Annotated in this window: 15 protein-coding genes; 3 read left to right on the top strand and 12 right to left on the bottom strand. The window is 64.4% G+C overall.

The annotated features are described in order from the left end of the window. Nucleotides 1–14 precede the first annotated feature (14 nt). The 12 genes from ACODS2_RS05800 to ACODS2_RS05745 all read right to left on the bottom strand — a co-directional run bounded on the left by ACODS2_RS05800 (nt 15) and on the right by ACODS2_RS05745 (nt 11,568). Nucleotides 15–2,234: a phage tail tape measure protein gene (locus ACODS2_RS05800; protein ID WP_488997966.1), complete on the bottom strand. Its 2,220-nt coding sequence runs from the start codon at nt 2,232–2,234 to the stop codon at nt 15–17. Nucleotides 2,235–2,238: 4 nt separating this feature from the next. After that, entirely contained in the window at nt 2,239–2,367 is a 129-nt protein-coding gene (locus tag ACODS2_RS05795) for a GpE family phage tail protein (RefSeq protein ID WP_488997965.1), read from the bottom strand. Continuing rightward, nucleotides 2,364–2,705 (bottom strand): phage tail assembly protein, encoded by a 342-nt coding sequence (locus ACODS2_RS05790; RefSeq protein WP_488997964.1) that lies wholly within the window; start codon nt 2,703–2,705, stop codon nt 2,364–2,366. The genes ACODS2_RS05795 and ACODS2_RS05790 overlap by 4 nt, the downstream gene beginning before the upstream one ends. A gap of 75 nt (nt 2,706–2,780) precedes the next feature. Continuing rightward, nucleotides 2,781–3,290: a phage major tail tube protein gene (locus ACODS2_RS05785; RefSeq protein WP_488997963.1), complete on the bottom strand. Its 510-nt coding sequence runs from the start codon at nt 3,288–3,290 to the stop codon at nt 2,781–2,783. Nucleotides 3,291–3,324: 34 nt separating this feature from the next. Continuing rightward, nucleotides 3,325–4,431 carry a phage tail sheath subtilisin-like domain-containing protein gene (locus tag ACODS2_RS05780; protein WP_488997962.1) on the bottom strand — a complete coding sequence of 369 codons (1,107 nt, stop codon included), beginning with the start codon at nt 4,429–4,431 and terminating at the stop codon, nt 3,325–3,327. 19 nt (nt 4,432–4,450) lie between these two features. Then, a complete protein-coding gene (locus ACODS2_RS05775) occupies nt 4,451–4,813 on the bottom strand; it encodes a GPW/gp25 family protein (protein ID WP_488997961.1) in 363 nt (120 codons plus the stop codon). Then, complete coding sequence (locus tag ACODS2_RS05770; protein WP_488997960.1) at nt 4,810–5,361, bottom strand: phage baseplate assembly protein V; 552 nt, start codon at nt 5,359–5,361, stop codon at nt 4,810–4,812. The genes ACODS2_RS05775 and ACODS2_RS05770 overlap by 4 nt, the downstream gene beginning before the upstream one ends. Nucleotides 5,362–5,502: 141 nt before the next feature. Continuing rightward, on the bottom strand, nt 5,503–8,133 hold the full coding sequence (locus ACODS2_RS05765; RefSeq protein ID WP_488997959.1) for a cadherin domain-containing protein: 2,631 nt from the start codon (nt 8,131–8,133) through the stop codon (nt 5,503–5,505). 250 nt (nt 8,134–8,383) lie between these two features. Further along, nucleotides 8,384–8,590, bottom strand: a complete 207-nt coding sequence (locus ACODS2_RS05760) for a hypothetical protein (RefSeq protein WP_488997958.1) — start codon at nt 8,588–8,590, stop codon at nt 8,384–8,386. Nucleotides 8,591–8,612: 22 nt separating this feature from the next. Beyond that, a complete protein-coding gene (locus tag ACODS2_RS05755) occupies nt 8,613–10,016 on the bottom strand; it encodes a hypothetical protein (protein WP_488997957.1) in 1,404 nt (467 codons plus the stop codon). 1 nt (nt 10,017) lies between these two features. Then, complete coding sequence (locus tag ACODS2_RS05750; RefSeq protein WP_488997956.1) at nt 10,018–10,662, bottom strand: phage tail protein I; 645 nt, start codon at nt 10,660–10,662, stop codon at nt 10,018–10,020. A gap of 3 nt (nt 10,663–10,665) precedes the next feature. Beyond that, nucleotides 10,666–11,568, bottom strand: coding sequence for a baseplate assembly protein (locus tag ACODS2_RS05745; protein WP_488997955.1), 903 nt, complete (start codon nt 11,566–11,568; stop codon nt 10,666–10,668). Nucleotides 11,569–11,706: 138 nt separating this feature from the next. On the opposite strand from ACODS2_RS05745, the gene ACODS2_RS05740 reads away from it, so the two are divergent. From ACODS2_RS05740 to ACODS2_RS05730, 3 genes are read left to right on the top strand one after another with little or no spacing between them, the layout of a single operon-like run. Beyond that, nucleotides 11,707–14,004 (top strand): hypothetical protein, encoded by a 2,298-nt coding sequence (locus tag ACODS2_RS05740; protein WP_488997954.1) that lies wholly within the window; start codon nt 11,707–11,709, stop codon nt 14,002–14,004. Between the two features lie 15 nt (nt 14,005–14,019). Further along, the gene (locus tag ACODS2_RS05735; RefSeq protein ID WP_488997953.1) at nt 14,020–14,220 is read left to right on the top strand and encodes a hypothetical protein; all 201 of its coding nucleotides are present in this window, start codon (nt 14,020–14,022) and stop codon (nt 14,218–14,220) included. Next, nucleotides 14,217–14,702, top strand: coding sequence for a TIGR02594 family protein (locus ACODS2_RS05730; RefSeq protein WP_488997952.1), 486 nt, complete (start codon nt 14,217–14,219; stop codon nt 14,700–14,702). The genes ACODS2_RS05735 and ACODS2_RS05730 overlap by 4 nt, the downstream gene beginning before the upstream one ends. Nucleotides 14,703–14,745 lie beyond the last annotated feature (43 nt).

Here is a 14,745-nt window from a genome sequence, read left to right as displayed (position 1 = left end):
TCCAACAGAACCAATCAGAAGTCATCCTGAAAGCTTGAGCGGCGGGAGCGGGCCTGTTCAGCCTTGATTCGGCGGATGATCCGGTCTGCAAGTGCTTCGGCATCTTCGCACGGCTGCTGGTGGATCACGATCGAACCGATTGTCAGGCCGCCCCGCACGCCTGCAGCGCCGCCGGCGGGGCCGGGGGCGGCGAAGGACGGCCCGGCGAGGGTGAGCGCGCCAGCGCCTGCCACGGCGCCCGCCATGCGGCCCATGGCGCGCAGAGGAGCCCTGCCGCCCTGATCGATGCCGGAGGCCAGACCGGCTGTCATGTGCCCGCCCATGGCCATCATGAGTCGCGAGGGGGACTTGATGCCGAAGAAGGCCTTGAAGGCGTTCACGCCGTTGCGCGCTACCTCCAGCAGCCGGTTGCGCAGGCCGAAGGGATCGATCATCGAGAGCAGGCCGCTCATCATCATGGAGCCAAGATTGGAAAGCCAGCCCGGCCCGGCGGAGAGCGTATCCTTCACCCACTGCCACCCGGTGGCGAACGCAGTCCGGATCTTGCCCCAGTTCGAATAGACCAGATAGGCGACGAGGGCGACGGCCGCGCCGATCGCGACCACGGCGAGAACCATCGGATTAGCGAGCAGCATAAGCCCCGCCTGCATCATGCCGCGCGCCATGAACAGCGCGGCCATGCGCAGCACGCCGAAGGCCTGCGCCACCTGCGGGAAGACGGCCGCGAGCGAGCCCAGTGCGCGCCACTTCATCACCACGCCCCAAAGGGTGGAGAACGGCCCCAGCGCGGCCCCGAGCGCATATTGCAGCGCGCCGAAGCCGATGCGGGTGGCAATCAGCGCGGTGACCAGCGTGGTAAGGCCGCTGGCCAGCCTCGGGTTCGCCTGCGCCCACTGGCCCACGCCCATCATCAGGCTGTTGACCATGCCGAGGACTCGAGTCCCCGCCGGGAGGACAGTGGTGCCGAGCGTGATCGCCAGCTCGGAGGCGCTGCCCTTGAAGGCCTGCCACGCGATGCTGGCATCCTGCGCCTCACGCTGGCGGAAGGCGGCATCGACCGTGCCGGCGGAGCCGGTCGAGATCTGGTCGCGGATCTTCCGGTAATCGCCCATGTCGAGGATGAGCTGGCGGAGCGCGCCCTGCGCCTGCATGTCTTCGAACGCGAACGACAGCTTGGAGAGATCGCCGCCGGTGGCCTTCTTGGTGATATCGGCGATGGCTTCGAGCGGGGTCTTCCCTTCGGCATAGGCGCGCTTCAGGGCATTGGGCAGATCGACGCCGAAGTTCTTTTGGAAGGCCTGCGCGGTGCTCTTGCTGTTGATCTTGGCCAGCAGGTTCTGGACGTTGTTGGCGGCGGTGGCGGAATCGCCGGTGCCGCGCCGGGCGATTTGTAGCGCGGCGGTGAGATCGGCCACGGCGCTTACGCCCTGCTGCCCGAGCGCGCGGGCCGAGGCGGTGAGCGCAGGGAAGTATTGCGCCATATCCCGCACCTCGAATGCGCCCGCTTTGCCGCCGGCGGCCATGATATCGAGCGCGCGGGAGGTCTCGTTGATCGGAACCTTCAGGTTGTTGAGGTTCGAGAACGCGGCATTCGCGCCATCGGCGATATCGACCTTGAACGCGGTGCCGAGGCGGCTGATCGGGCCGATCATGGCCACGGCCTGGCGCGGATCGAGGCCCATGCCGGCGAGCACATCCACCCCGCCGCGCAGATCCTCGGGCAGCGCATGGGCAGCGCGGGCGGCAGCGAGGATATTGCGCGCCATCTGCGCCGTTTCGGCGTTGGAAAGCTCGGCCTTCTGCTGGATATCGACCATGCCGCTGGAGAAGCTCATAGCTGCGCTGCCGGCGAGAATGAAGGGTGCGGCGAGCGATGCCCCGCCGATCACGTTCGAAGCGCCGCTCGCCTTCAGGCCCTGCCCACGCGCGGCGATGCGGGAGCTTTCCCCATCGATCACGTTGATGCGCTTCTGCCGCTCGATCTGGGTGTTCACGCGCGCCATGGCATCGGCCAGCGCGCGTTGCCGGCTGATCAGAGGGGTGACGTTGCCGGTGGCCTTGGCGATCTCGCGGTCGAGATCGGCCATCTCGCTTTTCAGCTTCTTTGCCTCGGCAAACATGGGCCGCAGCGCCTGCGTGCCGCTGCGGCCCAGCCCGATGATGCTGCGCAGCGCGCCGGAGAGCTTGTCCTGCCCGACGAACGACACGATCAGCGAGAGCTTGTTGTCGGCCACCGGGTTACTCCGTTCGGTTCATGCGGTTCCAGCGATCGATGGCGAGGCCGCGCCACGTCATCAGGTCTGCCAGATCCAGCGCCGCCAGTTCGCTTAGCGGCCAGTGAAAGATGGCAGCGATATCGGCCATCATGCTCTCGGCGCTGAGGCCCCCATCGCTTCCTCGATCAGAGTTTTCTGTGCCGAGGTCACGAAAAAAAGATGGATGGTCCCTGCCGCCTCCGCGATGTCTTCCGCTTCGAGCTGGGCGGCTTCGTGCGCGGTGATGATCGGCATGGAGATGCGCGGCAGCAGGGTGATGACCGAGGTGACATCGCCCACCATAAGGCTCTGGATATTGAGCCCGCGCAGCTCGCTCGCCTTGGGTTTGCGCAGGGTGAGCACGGTGATCGGCCCGCCTTCGCGAACAATCGGGTTCTGAAGCGTCAGCAGGGCAGTGACAGGCGGTGGCAGGGTGTTGAAGTCAGTCATGGCAGCGGGCCTTTCGTTTCAGCGGGCAGAAGGTCTCCCTCCCGGCGTGCCCGCCAGCCACCGGGAGGAAGTTGGTCAGGCTCCGATCGCGGCGCGGATCTCGGCGTAGCGATCGACGCCGAAGACGACGAAGATCGCGTTGACGAGATCGATCTCCATCCACTGCACGCCGTCGACGGTGAGGCTGTAGTAGCTGCAGCCGAGCTTGTACTTGTGCTGGGTGTTGTCGCCCGCCTTGGCGTTGCCCCAGTCGATCTCTTTCCAGCGGCCAAGGCAGGCGATTTCCACGGCCTGGACCTGCCCGGTCTGGTCGTTCTGATAGGCCCCGGCGAAGCGGGTGAGCGCGGCATCGACGGCGGGGGCACCGAACTGGCGGAGCGCGCCAGCGATGAGCCCGGCCATGGTGATGCCCAGCTCGATCTTGTCGAGCCCCATGTCGATATCAACCGGGCCGAGCATGCCGCCGCCCCGGAAATCTTCGACCTTGAGCATGATCTTGGGGAGTTCGACTTCCTCTATCTCACCCAGATAGCCGGAGCCATCGATGTAGAAGTTGAGGTTCTTCAGCTTGGAGGGGAAACCCATGGCCTATGCTCCGAAAAGGGGTTGTGGGGCGCGCTTACGCGGCGACCTGCTGGGCGAGGTTGGCGTAGTAGCGATCGGTGATGCGCTGGTTGAGTTCGAGCCCCTCGAGCGGCGCGGCGGGGGTGAAATCGTAATCGATCACCAGTTTGCCGGCGGCGAGATCGGTAGGGTTGTTGAGCGCGGGATCGTACCAGGCCTTGGCGCCGATCAGCCGCCCCTGGCTCACCAGCTTGCGCAGGCGGGCGTTGATCGTGTCCGCGATATCGCGGACCAGACGCGCGGTCATCGGCTTGTCCACCGCCCACGCGAGGCCATAGGCGATCTCATCCGCGATCACCTGGCTGGTGCGGGTGGCGCTTTCGAAGGCGAACAGCGGTTCCTCGCTGCGGGTGCGGTTGCCCCAGAAGCGGAAGCCGCCGCCGAAGCGCACCAGCGTGGTGACGCCAGCAGTGTTGAGCAGCGCGGCATCGGTGGTCTCGCTCTGGAAATCGAAGGTCACGTCCGTTGCGATTCCGGTGACGCCGCCGACCACCACGTTCGAGAGCGTCTTGTGCCAGCCCTGCGACTGATCGATCTGGGCGCGCAGGCCGAGCGCGCGGGCCACGGCATCGCCCGCGAAACCGCCGGTGAAGTTCGGCCAGATGAGCATCAGCTCGCGGTCGCCGAAGTCTGCGGCATAGTCGATCACATCGGCGACATTCGCGCCGATTGCGGCGGCATAGACCATGCCGCGCAGCGCCTTGGCGATGGTGACAAGATGCGCGGTGACCGGCGCGGTATCGAGGCCGGGGGCACCGATGATGCGCGGGCGCACGGCGAGCTGGGTTTCAGCCGAAAGCAGGAGATCCGCGCCGGCGTTCACCAGAGCGTCCTGGTCTTCCTCATCAACAGCAACGCGCACCAGCACGATCACCGGGCTGGCCTGATCGGCGATGGCGGCGAGCGCGGCGGGGAGCGTGCCAGTGGTGCCGATATCGGCCAGCGCAGCCCGCACATCGGTGATCAGCACGCGGGTGGCGAGCGGGAACACATCGCCATCGGCGAGGGGCGCGGTGCCGATCAGGCCGATGACGGCCGTCGAGCTATCCGCGATGGCGCGGGTGCCTTCGGTGAGGACGTTGGTCTTGATGCCGTGCAGCATGACGGGCTCCTGTGGGGTTTCAGGTGGAAGGCGAGAGCGGGATGGTGAGGCGGGTGAGGGCGTTGGCAGCCTGATCGGCGCGCGCGGCGATGATGGTGACCTTGAGCTGCCCCAGCACCAGTTCGCCGCCGAGTTCGACCTTGCGGACGATCACGCGCGGTTCCCACCGGGCCACGGCCATGGCGATGGCGACCGAGGCGAGGAGGCGCGTGGCGCGGGTGAGCGGGCGATCGAGCAACTCGGGCAGCAGGCAGCCATATTCGCGGCGCATAGGGCGGGTGCCGAGCGGCGTGGAGATGATATCGCCGATGGACTGCGCGAGGTGCGCATCGCCGGAAAGCACCTTGCCGGTGCTGCGGTCCATGCCTGTCAGCGAGGTCATGACGGCGCGCCTGTGAGGCTGCTGCCTGCCGAGACACCGCCGTGGGTGTGGGTCTTGAGGTTCTTGCCGCTGGCGATCACATCATCGCTGGCGGTGAGCCTGCCGGTGAGCGTGATATCGCCCTCGATGGTGATGCCGCCGGGTGCGGTGATCGCAAGCGTCGCCCCGCCGGGCAGGGCGAAGGCCAGCGCATGGCCCTCGGGATTGTAGGATAGCACCGCGCCATCGGCGAACTTGATCATTTCGGTGCGCGTGCTGCTGGCCGGGGGATTCTCGGCGTTGGCAAGCCCTCGCAGCGCCACGGCATTGCCAATCATGCCGCCGGGGCAGAGCAGGATGACTTCCTCGCCCACGCTGGGCGGCGACCAAATGCGGGTGGCACCCGCGCGGCCTTCCATCCAGCGGATCGGGCCGGTGACAGCCTCACCCGTCGCTCCATCTTCATCGAGCGTGACGGTGCAGCGCGCGGCGACGAGATCGACCGAGGCGATCCGGCCAAAGCGGATCAGCTCGTCAGGATCGCTGGGGGTGGATTCGGGGCTGCGCATGAGGCGCACAAAGACCGAGCCCGGCCCGCCGCGCCACCCGCGCGCGTTGTGCCGTTAACTGGAACAACGCGTGCCGATGGCGTTGCTGGATTTTATCCCGCGCTGATCGCTAAAGACGAGATGCGTTGCCCAAGACCCAGATCACACAACGATCTGAATGTCGGTATAAATCAGCGTAGGGTGATTGACTGTTCCCATTAGCGCGATCTGCACCGCCGCAACGCCGCCCATGCCGTCAGCGTCGTAGTAGAGATTGCCCGTGGTCGTGTCGTAGATCACCCGATCTGTGGAATCGTGGGCCGAAGTCGCACCGGCCGCCGCGTAGAACTCGTCTGTGGTAAGCGCTCCCGTGTGGGAAATACCGCTATAGATCGTCTTGTTGAGCTGGACCTTGTCGTTCTCGCTCCCGTTGAAATCCGTGATGGTATCAACGTTGGCGGTTGCCGGAGCCGTGTTGAAAACGAAGAAGTCTCGGCCGGTGCTGCCCGTAAGAACATCCTTTCCAAGGCCACCAAGCAGAGTGTCGCTCCCGGCGCCGCCATTGATGGTGTCGTTGCCTCCGAGCCCCGTGAGGAGGTTGTCGCCATCATTGCCTATCAAGGTGTTCCAGAGATCGTTGCCCGTGCCGGTCAGGTTTGCTGCGCCTGTGAGGGCTAGGTTCTCGACGGCAGACCCAAGCGTGTAGCTGATGCTCGCCTTTACGGTGTCGCTACCGTTCCCTGCGAGTTCGATCACCTGATCGCCAACATCGTCCACGAAGTAGGTATCGTGCCCGGTGCCGCCATCCATGATGTCGGCACCGGTTCCGCCGTTGAGCCCATCGTTGCCACCATTGCCGATGAGCTTGTCGTTGCCGACGCCGCCCCAAAGCGTGTCATTACCGCCGGCCCCGGTCAGCGTATCGGCGGCCGAAGTGCCGGTGAGCACTTCATTGACCACATCGGTGACGGTGATCGCCAGAGCCTGGGTATCAGTCAGCTGGCCATCCGAAACCTTCACGATGACATCATAGACATTGTTCAGCCCTGCATCCTTTGGGGCTTCGAAGTCCTGTGCGGCCGCGAAAGTAAGTGCGCCGGTTTGTGCGTTGATCTTGAAGAGGCCCGCGTCGCTTCCGCCGACAATCGAGTAGGCCAGGGTGGTGCCAGGATCGACGTCATTCGCCGTGACCGTGGTTACCGCCGTGCCGTTCTCAGCCACCAACAAGGTCGCTGTCGCCCCACCGCCATTTGAGGTGATTACCGGCGCTTCGTTGACGTTGGTAACCGTGACGGAGATCTCCTGCCAGTCCGCCAGAGACCCGTCCGAAACTCGAACCTTCACCTCATAGACGTTATTGCCATCTGCATCACCAGGAGTGTCAAAATTGACTGCAGATTTGAAAGAAAGATCGCCAGTCGCAGGATCAATCTTGAACAGGGCTCCATCAGCGCCGCCAGCGATGGAGTACGTCAGCGTAGTGCCGGGATCACTATCGGTTGCGGTTACCTTGGTGACCGCAGTGGTATTTTCCTTGATCGATACGGATCCGAGGTAGCCGCCCCCGTTGGAGGTAATGACAGGGTAGGAGCCCCAGCCGAACATTTGGGCCTTGACGCTGGAATCGCTTGAGTCGCCCAAAGTGTGGCTTTCATCACCCCAGGCGACAACGAAGCCGCCATTCGATAGGGCGGTAATGCTCGGTAAGTTCTGGTTGTTTCCCGTGTTGGTGTTGACCAGGAACTCCCCGCCCACTTTCGAACCATCGGCGTTGAAGACCTGCGCTTTGATGCTTGCACCATTTGGATCGCCCAACGTACCACTGAAATCGACCCATGTGATTACGAACTGGCCATTCTGTAGACCTGTGATCTTGGGCAGAGCTTGGCCGCTCGATGTTTGTGTATTGACCAAGAATTCATTGCCGATCTTCATGCCATCAGCAGAAAAAATCTGCGCCTTGATGCTTTCCAGGCTCGAGTCGCCGAGCGTTCGGCTTAAGTCTGTCCATGTCACGACGAAAGAGCCATTCGTCAGACCAGTGATACTCGAGTAGGCTTGATCGCCCGCTGTTTGTGTGTTGACCAAAAATTCGCTGTTAACCTTAGTGGCATCAGCCGCAAAAACCTGCGCTTTTACGCTCAAGCCGCTGCTGTCGCCATTAAGCCCGCTCTTGTCGTCCCACGAGATCACGAACCCGCCATTGGTCAGTCCGGTGACTCTGGCGTTGGTTTGGTCCGTTTTGGTTGTAGTATTGACCAGGAACTCGCCACTAACTTTCGTGCCATCGGCGTTAAAGACCTGTGCCTTAATGCTGTAGCTGCTTGAATCACCTAACGTTAAGCTCGTATCATACCAAGTTACAACGAAACCTCCATTTTTCAGTCCCGTAATTTGCGGGTCAATTTGATAGCCCTTCAATTCCGTGTTCACTGAAAACTCGTTGCCAATTCGACTGCCGTCTGATTGGAAGAGCTGCGCTTTTACCGAAAGATCAAAATCATTCCATGTAATAATAAAGTTACCATTTGTAAGCGTGGTAACAGTAGGTTGTCTTTGGTAGCCAATTGTCGTGGTGTTTACCAGAAATTCGCTACCAAATTTAGTGCCGTCAGCAGAAAAAATCTGGGCCTTGACGCTAGTGTAGCTGGAATCTCCCAACGTCCCGCTGCTATCGGTCCACGTCACTACAAAGCCGCCATTCGCGAGGCCAGTAATCGTGGGTCCGCCTTGCCCACCTGCGGTCTCGGTGTTGACGAGGAACTCTGATCCGACCTTGAGTACGCCGAGCATAGGAATCTCCGGAGCTTGTTGATTCGCTTCGGAGAATCGAAATATATCTCCAAAATGGAAGAGTCGATGCTGCGGATAAACTATTGTATGTCCCGATTATAGGCACTTGGTTGGTCGGTGGAGTTATGCTCTTGTAAGCACTGACGCAGTGTTTTTCAGGAATGGAAAGGATTGCCGGGCGCCTGACCCCAATCATGTTTTTGGTCTGAAACCGGGACGGCTTGTGAATCTGCGGACTAGGGAGCAGAGGTTAGTCCCCCTTGATCGCACCGAACTCGATCTTTTGCGCCACGCCGGCTGCAAGTTCGGCGACGCGCGCGCCGGTAGCCTCTGCATCGTATTTGCCATCGCTCTTGTGGCAGGCGTTGACGGGGCGGCGGTGGACAACGCCCAGGTGCTCGAACTTAACGGCGACGGTGCGTGCGGCGGCATTGTAGCGGCCAATCGTGGCTTTCATGGATCTTACTCAGGTTCGAGGATCAATAGCCCTTGGCGCGCCAGCGGAAGCCGGAGAGGCTGCCGGAGCCGCCGCTGGAGGGGTCCTGCGCATAGACGGTGACGCCGTTCACGGTGCGGGTGCCATCAACCTCCTGCACAAAGTTATCGTAATCGCCGACGCCGGGGATGATCGCGGTGAGCTGGAGATCATAGTCGGTGCTGGAGAACGCGCTGGGAAAGGTGATGGTGGCGGTCTGCTGGCCGCTCGTCCCCGTGCCCCGGCCGTGCTGTTCGAGCACGGTGTTGCCCGCGCCGTCCGGCATCCTCCACCAGCGCCCATTGGCGTTGCTGCCGGTGCTGAAGGCGCTAAGCGGCACGAAGGCGCTGGCATGCTGGCCATCGAGCAGATCGGCATCGACGCCCGAGCCCGCGCCATCGACGGTTAGCAGTCTGAAGAGAATGCGATCGGCGGCGACCATGTTGTCGACATAGGCCTTGCGCGCGGCATGGGCGGGCAGCGTGGGATCGCCAACAAGCGCGAGCTGGCCGGTCATCGTATCGCCGGCGCGGTTGACCGGCGTGAAGCCGAGGCGGGCGGCGATATCAGCGTACCATGCGCCCTGCTGGCCATCGAGCAAGTCGCCATCGAGGCCCGAGCCCGCGCCATCGACGGTGAGCAGGCGGGCGAGGATCGCGGCGGCGGCGACCATGTTGTCGACATAGGCCTTGCGCGCGGCGTGGGCGGCAAGGGTGGGATCGCCGACCAGCGCAAGCTGGCCAGTCATCGTATCGCCTGCGCGGTTGACCGGGGTGAAGCCGAGGCGGGCGGCGATATCAGCGTACCAAGCGCCCTGCTGGCCATCGAGCAAGTCGCCATCGATGCCCGAGCCAGCGCCATCGCGCGCGAGGAGGAGGGGCAAGAGCGCGGCGGCAAGCGCGGCGGGGGTGACGGCGCGGACGGTATCGGCCCCGGCCTGCGCCTCGGCATTGGTGGCGATCTCGATCAGGCCCTTGCGGGTAGTGGTTGCATCGGGATCGAGGAAGTTGGTGGCGCCGAACGACAGCTCGGCGGAGTTGATATCGGCGAAAATGCAATCGACCGCGATGAGGGCAGCGCTATCCGCCGTCTTCACCAGGATCGGCGAGGACTGGCCGTAGATCGCGAAGAGGGTGCCATCATCGAGATAGAGCGCGAAGGAGCGCAGGCTGTAGGCCGCGCCGCCATCGTCTCGGATCGAGACGTGGATGGTGTCCTCCGCCGTGGCGGTGCCGCCCACGGTTGCCACCCGCGCGATCTCGCCCGGCAGTGCGGTCATACCGGGGTTGGCGGTAAAGCTGCTGGCGGAAAGCCCGGCCTCGACAATGGTGACGGCATCGGTGCCGGTGAGCTGGGCATTGAGCAGCCGTCCCCGGCCTTCATCGGTCACGATCAGGTTGAGCGGCATATCAGGCTCCGAACGTGAGGACATCGCCGCCGAGGGACAGCGGCATGCCTCTGAGAGTGAGGGAGAAGGCGGGGGCGGGCGCGGGATCGACCGGGCTGGCCACGGCAAGGCGCGCGTAAGTCACCGGGCGGGAGACGGCGCGCAGGCCGATGCCCGCGCGGGCACGCTGGGCGAGCGTGAAGGTGAAGTGGCTGCGCAGCGGCTTGGTCGCCTCGATCTCTGCCACCACGGCATCGACCAGCGCGGAGGAAGGCGCGGTGCCTTCGCTTTCCGCCGGCAGTGACAGGGTGACATCGAAGGTGTGCGGGGTGCCGGGCGGGGTGATTTGCCACCATTCGCGCAAAGTGATGTTGCCGCCGAAGGTGCCGATGACTTGGCGCACCGAATCGAGCGTGCCCTTGCGCCGCTGCACCGCGATGGCCTGCGCGATGCGGGCGCGCCGGGTGCGTTCGGGCCATGCCGGATCCCACTGATCGATCGAAAGCGCCCAGGCGAGCCAGGGCAGCAGCTCTGCCGGGCAATCCTGCGCGGACCAAAGCGTGCGGAGCGGGGAGCCGATGCCATCGAGCCGCTGGGCGGCCAGCAGATCGGTCGCCAGTTCGAGCGCGGTGCTGTTCGGCGGCAGGATGGAGAGGGCGGGCGGCATCGATCAGGACGCCGTGCCGCCATCGATGATGGTGATGCCGGTGCAGATGGCCACCTGCAGCGCGGTGGGCACCAGATCATCGGCAGGATCGGCCAGCGCGACATTCTGGACGCCGCTGGCAAACAGCGCGGCGATGATCCCCGCGCGGGTGACCGAGCGGCCCAGACGGCGCGAGACGGCGAGGTAATCGTCAAGGGCGGCCTGTGCGGCGGCGAGCACCACGGCCTTGTCTGGCCCGGCGCGGAAGGTGATCGTCGCCTCGATCGTGAATTCCAGCAGCTCGGCGGCGGCAACGGTGACGTGATCGGTGAGCGGGCGGACGGTGGAGGCGGTGAGCGCGGCCTCCACCGTATCGAGCAGGCCTTCAGACGGCGTGCCATCGCCGCTGCGGGCGAGGATCGTGACGACAACCTCGCCCGGCGAGGGGCTGGTGGCGCTGGCATCGGCGACATCGGCGGAGGCGCCCAGCGCGTGGAAGATGTAGGCCCCCGATGGCCCGGCGACCGAATAGCCTTCGGGCGCGAGCACGATGCGCCGGCGGAAATCCTCATCGCTTTCGAGCACGGCGGGGGTGCCGGTGCCGGGATCGGCCGGGGTGACGATGTAGCGTTCGACCTCGAACAGCGCGCCCAGCGCATCGAGATCGCCGCCGCGCGCATAGGCGACCATGACGGCGCGGGCCGCATCGTTGACCCGCTGGCGCAGCACGAGCTCGCGGTAGGCCCCCACCTCGCAGAGCTTCACGATCGGATCGCTTTCGACGGTGGCATCGAAGGCGGGAAACTTGGCCTGAAAGTCCGCGATCCACGCGGCGCGCAGGGTTTCGAAATCGAGCGCCTCGATCACATCGGGTGCGGGCAGACGGCTGAGGTCGACCCCGGTGAAACTGTCAGTGCTGCTTGCCATGGCGGCTGTTTCCGCCGGGGAAGGCCCGCGCGCCTAGGCCCGCGCGTTGTGCGGGGGAAGCGCACAACGCCGCGCAGTGGCGGGGCGGGGCATGGGTGCGGGAGGAGGAGGGCGCGACGTTCCGACCAAAGGATTGCCATGCCCAGTCCCAAGCCCATCGAAGGCCTTTCCGGGCCTGATGTGACTGCCTTCCGCTCCGCGATTTCCCCGCATGTGGAGGCGTTGACCGCAGACGAGTTTTCCGCGCGGGTACGCAGTGACGAGCTGGAAAGCAGCACTCCCGGTGCATCGGGTGCATCGCGCGTCGCGTTCGAATCCGGGCAGAGGCTCGAGGTGCTCTATTCGGCGGGGCCGATCTACTTCTCGCGCGATTATGCCTCGGGCGGCGGAGACGAGGCGACGCAGGTGGCCGCGATGATCACCAAGCACAGCCTGCAACGCCGCCCGCTGCTGATCGACCGGCCTGTTTCGCTGTCCACGCTTGCGGTTTTCAACGGCTACTGCGTGATCCTGAGCGAGGGCGACGGGCTGCTCAACATCACGGGGGGAGGCGCCGGCCTGCGCGCGCGCGAGGCCTTCACCATCGTGGGGAACTGGACCGCCGCGCCATCGCTGCTGGTGCAGTATCCCAGCGGCACCGGCAGCTACATCACGGCGCTTGAGGTCAATTCGACCGCTTACGATGAGCTTTCGGCGGGCGATTACGTGCACCTGTCCGACAGCGTGTGGAACCGTTTCCAGTACATCAACGGGGATGGCGTGCTGGTGGCCGATGGCGGCAACGGGGTGCTGACCAACCAGACCAACCTGGCCGAGACGGCGAAGGTGATTGGCAAGTCCGATGATGGCAGCACGATCTACCTCGATCGCGCGCTTGCCGAGTTTTGGCTCTACAGCGCGTCGGGCACGATTGCGAAGCTGGGCAATAATCCTTGCGTGATCAATGTCGGGATGGGCGGCGAGATCAGCACGACGCGCGATCTGATGCGCCTGGAGGGCTATGTCGGCGCCGACATCGACGCGCGGATCGAGGCGAACTCTTCACGCGGGGTGATGCTGCTTTCGTGCATGGGCGCGCGGGTCCGCGCGAAGGTGCGCGATCTGCGGGATGACGAAGCGAACAATTCCTTCGGCTACGGTGTGTGCGTGGCGGCGGGCAGCACCGATTGCACGGTCGAGGTCCATGCGCGCAATGTACGCCACGCCTATTCCGATATCATTGTCGGCACCGCCACCGGCCTTGCCTATCCGCTGACTTTCAGCGGCGGCGTGGTGCGGCGGATTTCTGTCACTGGCGAAGGTATTTCGTGCACCGCGGCGACCTGGGACACGCACACCTTCAGCGACCAGGTCCGCTTCGAAAACATCAAGGCATTTGGCACGCACAACACTGCCGCACCCGGCCAGCCCAAAAGCGGCCTCAACTGCGCGGTGCAGGCGCGCGGGACCAATGTGACGATCGACGGGCTGGAGACCAACCTGCAGGTCGGCATCCGCTACGGCGTCGATGCCTGCCGCAACAGCCGCCTTGAGATCAGCAACTTCCGCCATCGCAATTCGATCCCCGATGGCGCGGCGGCGACTTCGGCCAACTCGCTCCTCTCGTTTGTCGGCACGCGGTTTGCCGGAAGCGGCAGCCACAAGGTCAACATCCGCAATTCCTCGCTGCACAACATCCTCTACGTGGGCAACGGGTGGAACTTCCTCACCGTTCACAACAGCGAAGTGAACATGGGGACCAGCACATCCGGCTTCCCCGGCAACACCAACAGCGGGTGCGTTACCGAATACGTCAACACCACGGTGCGCGACCCGGCTTCCATGAACGTCAGCACCGGGCTGACTTTCGACGGCGGCAAGATCGTCATGGCGACGACGAACGGTTTCAACCTGCTCGATGGCGCGGTGCTGAAATCGCGCGCGCACGGGATCGAGATCACCGGGGGCGGCCAGATCGGCCCGTCCACCGCAAACGCCGCCTATGCTTCCACGAGCATTGCGACCGGAGCGGTCACCTTCATCTACAGCGGCGTGTGGGTCGATGATGCGCGGACGGAAGGCACGATCCGGGCATTCTCCAACCTTTCCACCGGCGGCACCGTGACGCTGGACGATATCACCGCCCGGCCGCGCACCCTTGGCGTGCAGACCCGTGGCAATGCCGACTTTTCCTTCCGTGCCGGACGCGACCGGGTGAGCCAGCGCCTGTCCGTCCCGATCACGCAGGAACGCACGATCACGCTGGAAACGATCGGGGCGGCAGACGGGGAGGAGGCCGAATTCTTCCGCAGCGGCGGCAGCAGCGGCGGCACGTTCAACTGGGTGGTCAAGCAGGGCAGCACCACGCTGGCGACCATCCCGGAAGCCTACGCCTGCCGCTTCAGGTTCGATGGACCGAATTCCAACTGGCGCCTGACGGCGCGCCCACCGCTTTAAGCAGAGGACTTTGCGATGACTGACGACATTTTCAGGTTTGCCATGAGCGCGGATGTCAAGGTGCCGCTCACCGATCTTGTCGGCAAGATCGTGGCGCGGACCGAGTACCTCGAAGCCGAGCCAAGCTATGTGATCGCGTGGGAAGACCCCGCCGAAGGGCCGCGCGAGAATGCGTGGTCGGAAACCTCGATCGAACCTGCCGAGGTGCTGCCATGACCGAGCCGCGCTGGCTGACTTTCGCGCGGAGCCAGATCGGCGTGCGCGAGATCCCGGGGCCGCGCCACAGCCCCACGATCATGGGTTGGCTGCGCAAGCTGAAATCGTGGGTGAAGGATGACGAGACCCCGTGGTGCGGCGCTTTCGCAGCCATCGTGATGCAGGAGGCCGGGCTTTCGATTCCCACGGAATACCTCCGCGCGCGGGCCTGGGCGGACTGGGAGGCGAACCTGCGCAGCACGCATGTTGCACCCGGTGCCGTGCTGGTCTTCGCGCGTGAGGGCGGCGGGCATGTGGGGTTCTACGTGGGCGAGGATGAGACCGCCTTTCATGTGCTGGGCGGCAACCAGGGCAATTCGGTGAGCATCACCCGCATCGGCAAGGCGCGCTGCATCGCGATCCGCTGGCCGAGGGGTGAGCCGGTAATCGGCGGGCCGGTGCGCCTTGCGCAGAACGGCCAGCTTTCAAGGAACGAGGCATGAGCGCCCGCCCCACTCGCCGTGCAATTCTATGGGGCGTGGCGCG

The sequence above is a fragment of the Novosphingobium sp. FG137 genome (assembly GCF_057809735.1).
Note: the sequence above shows the minus strand (reverse complement) of the source record. Positions and strands in the feature narration are given on the sequence as shown.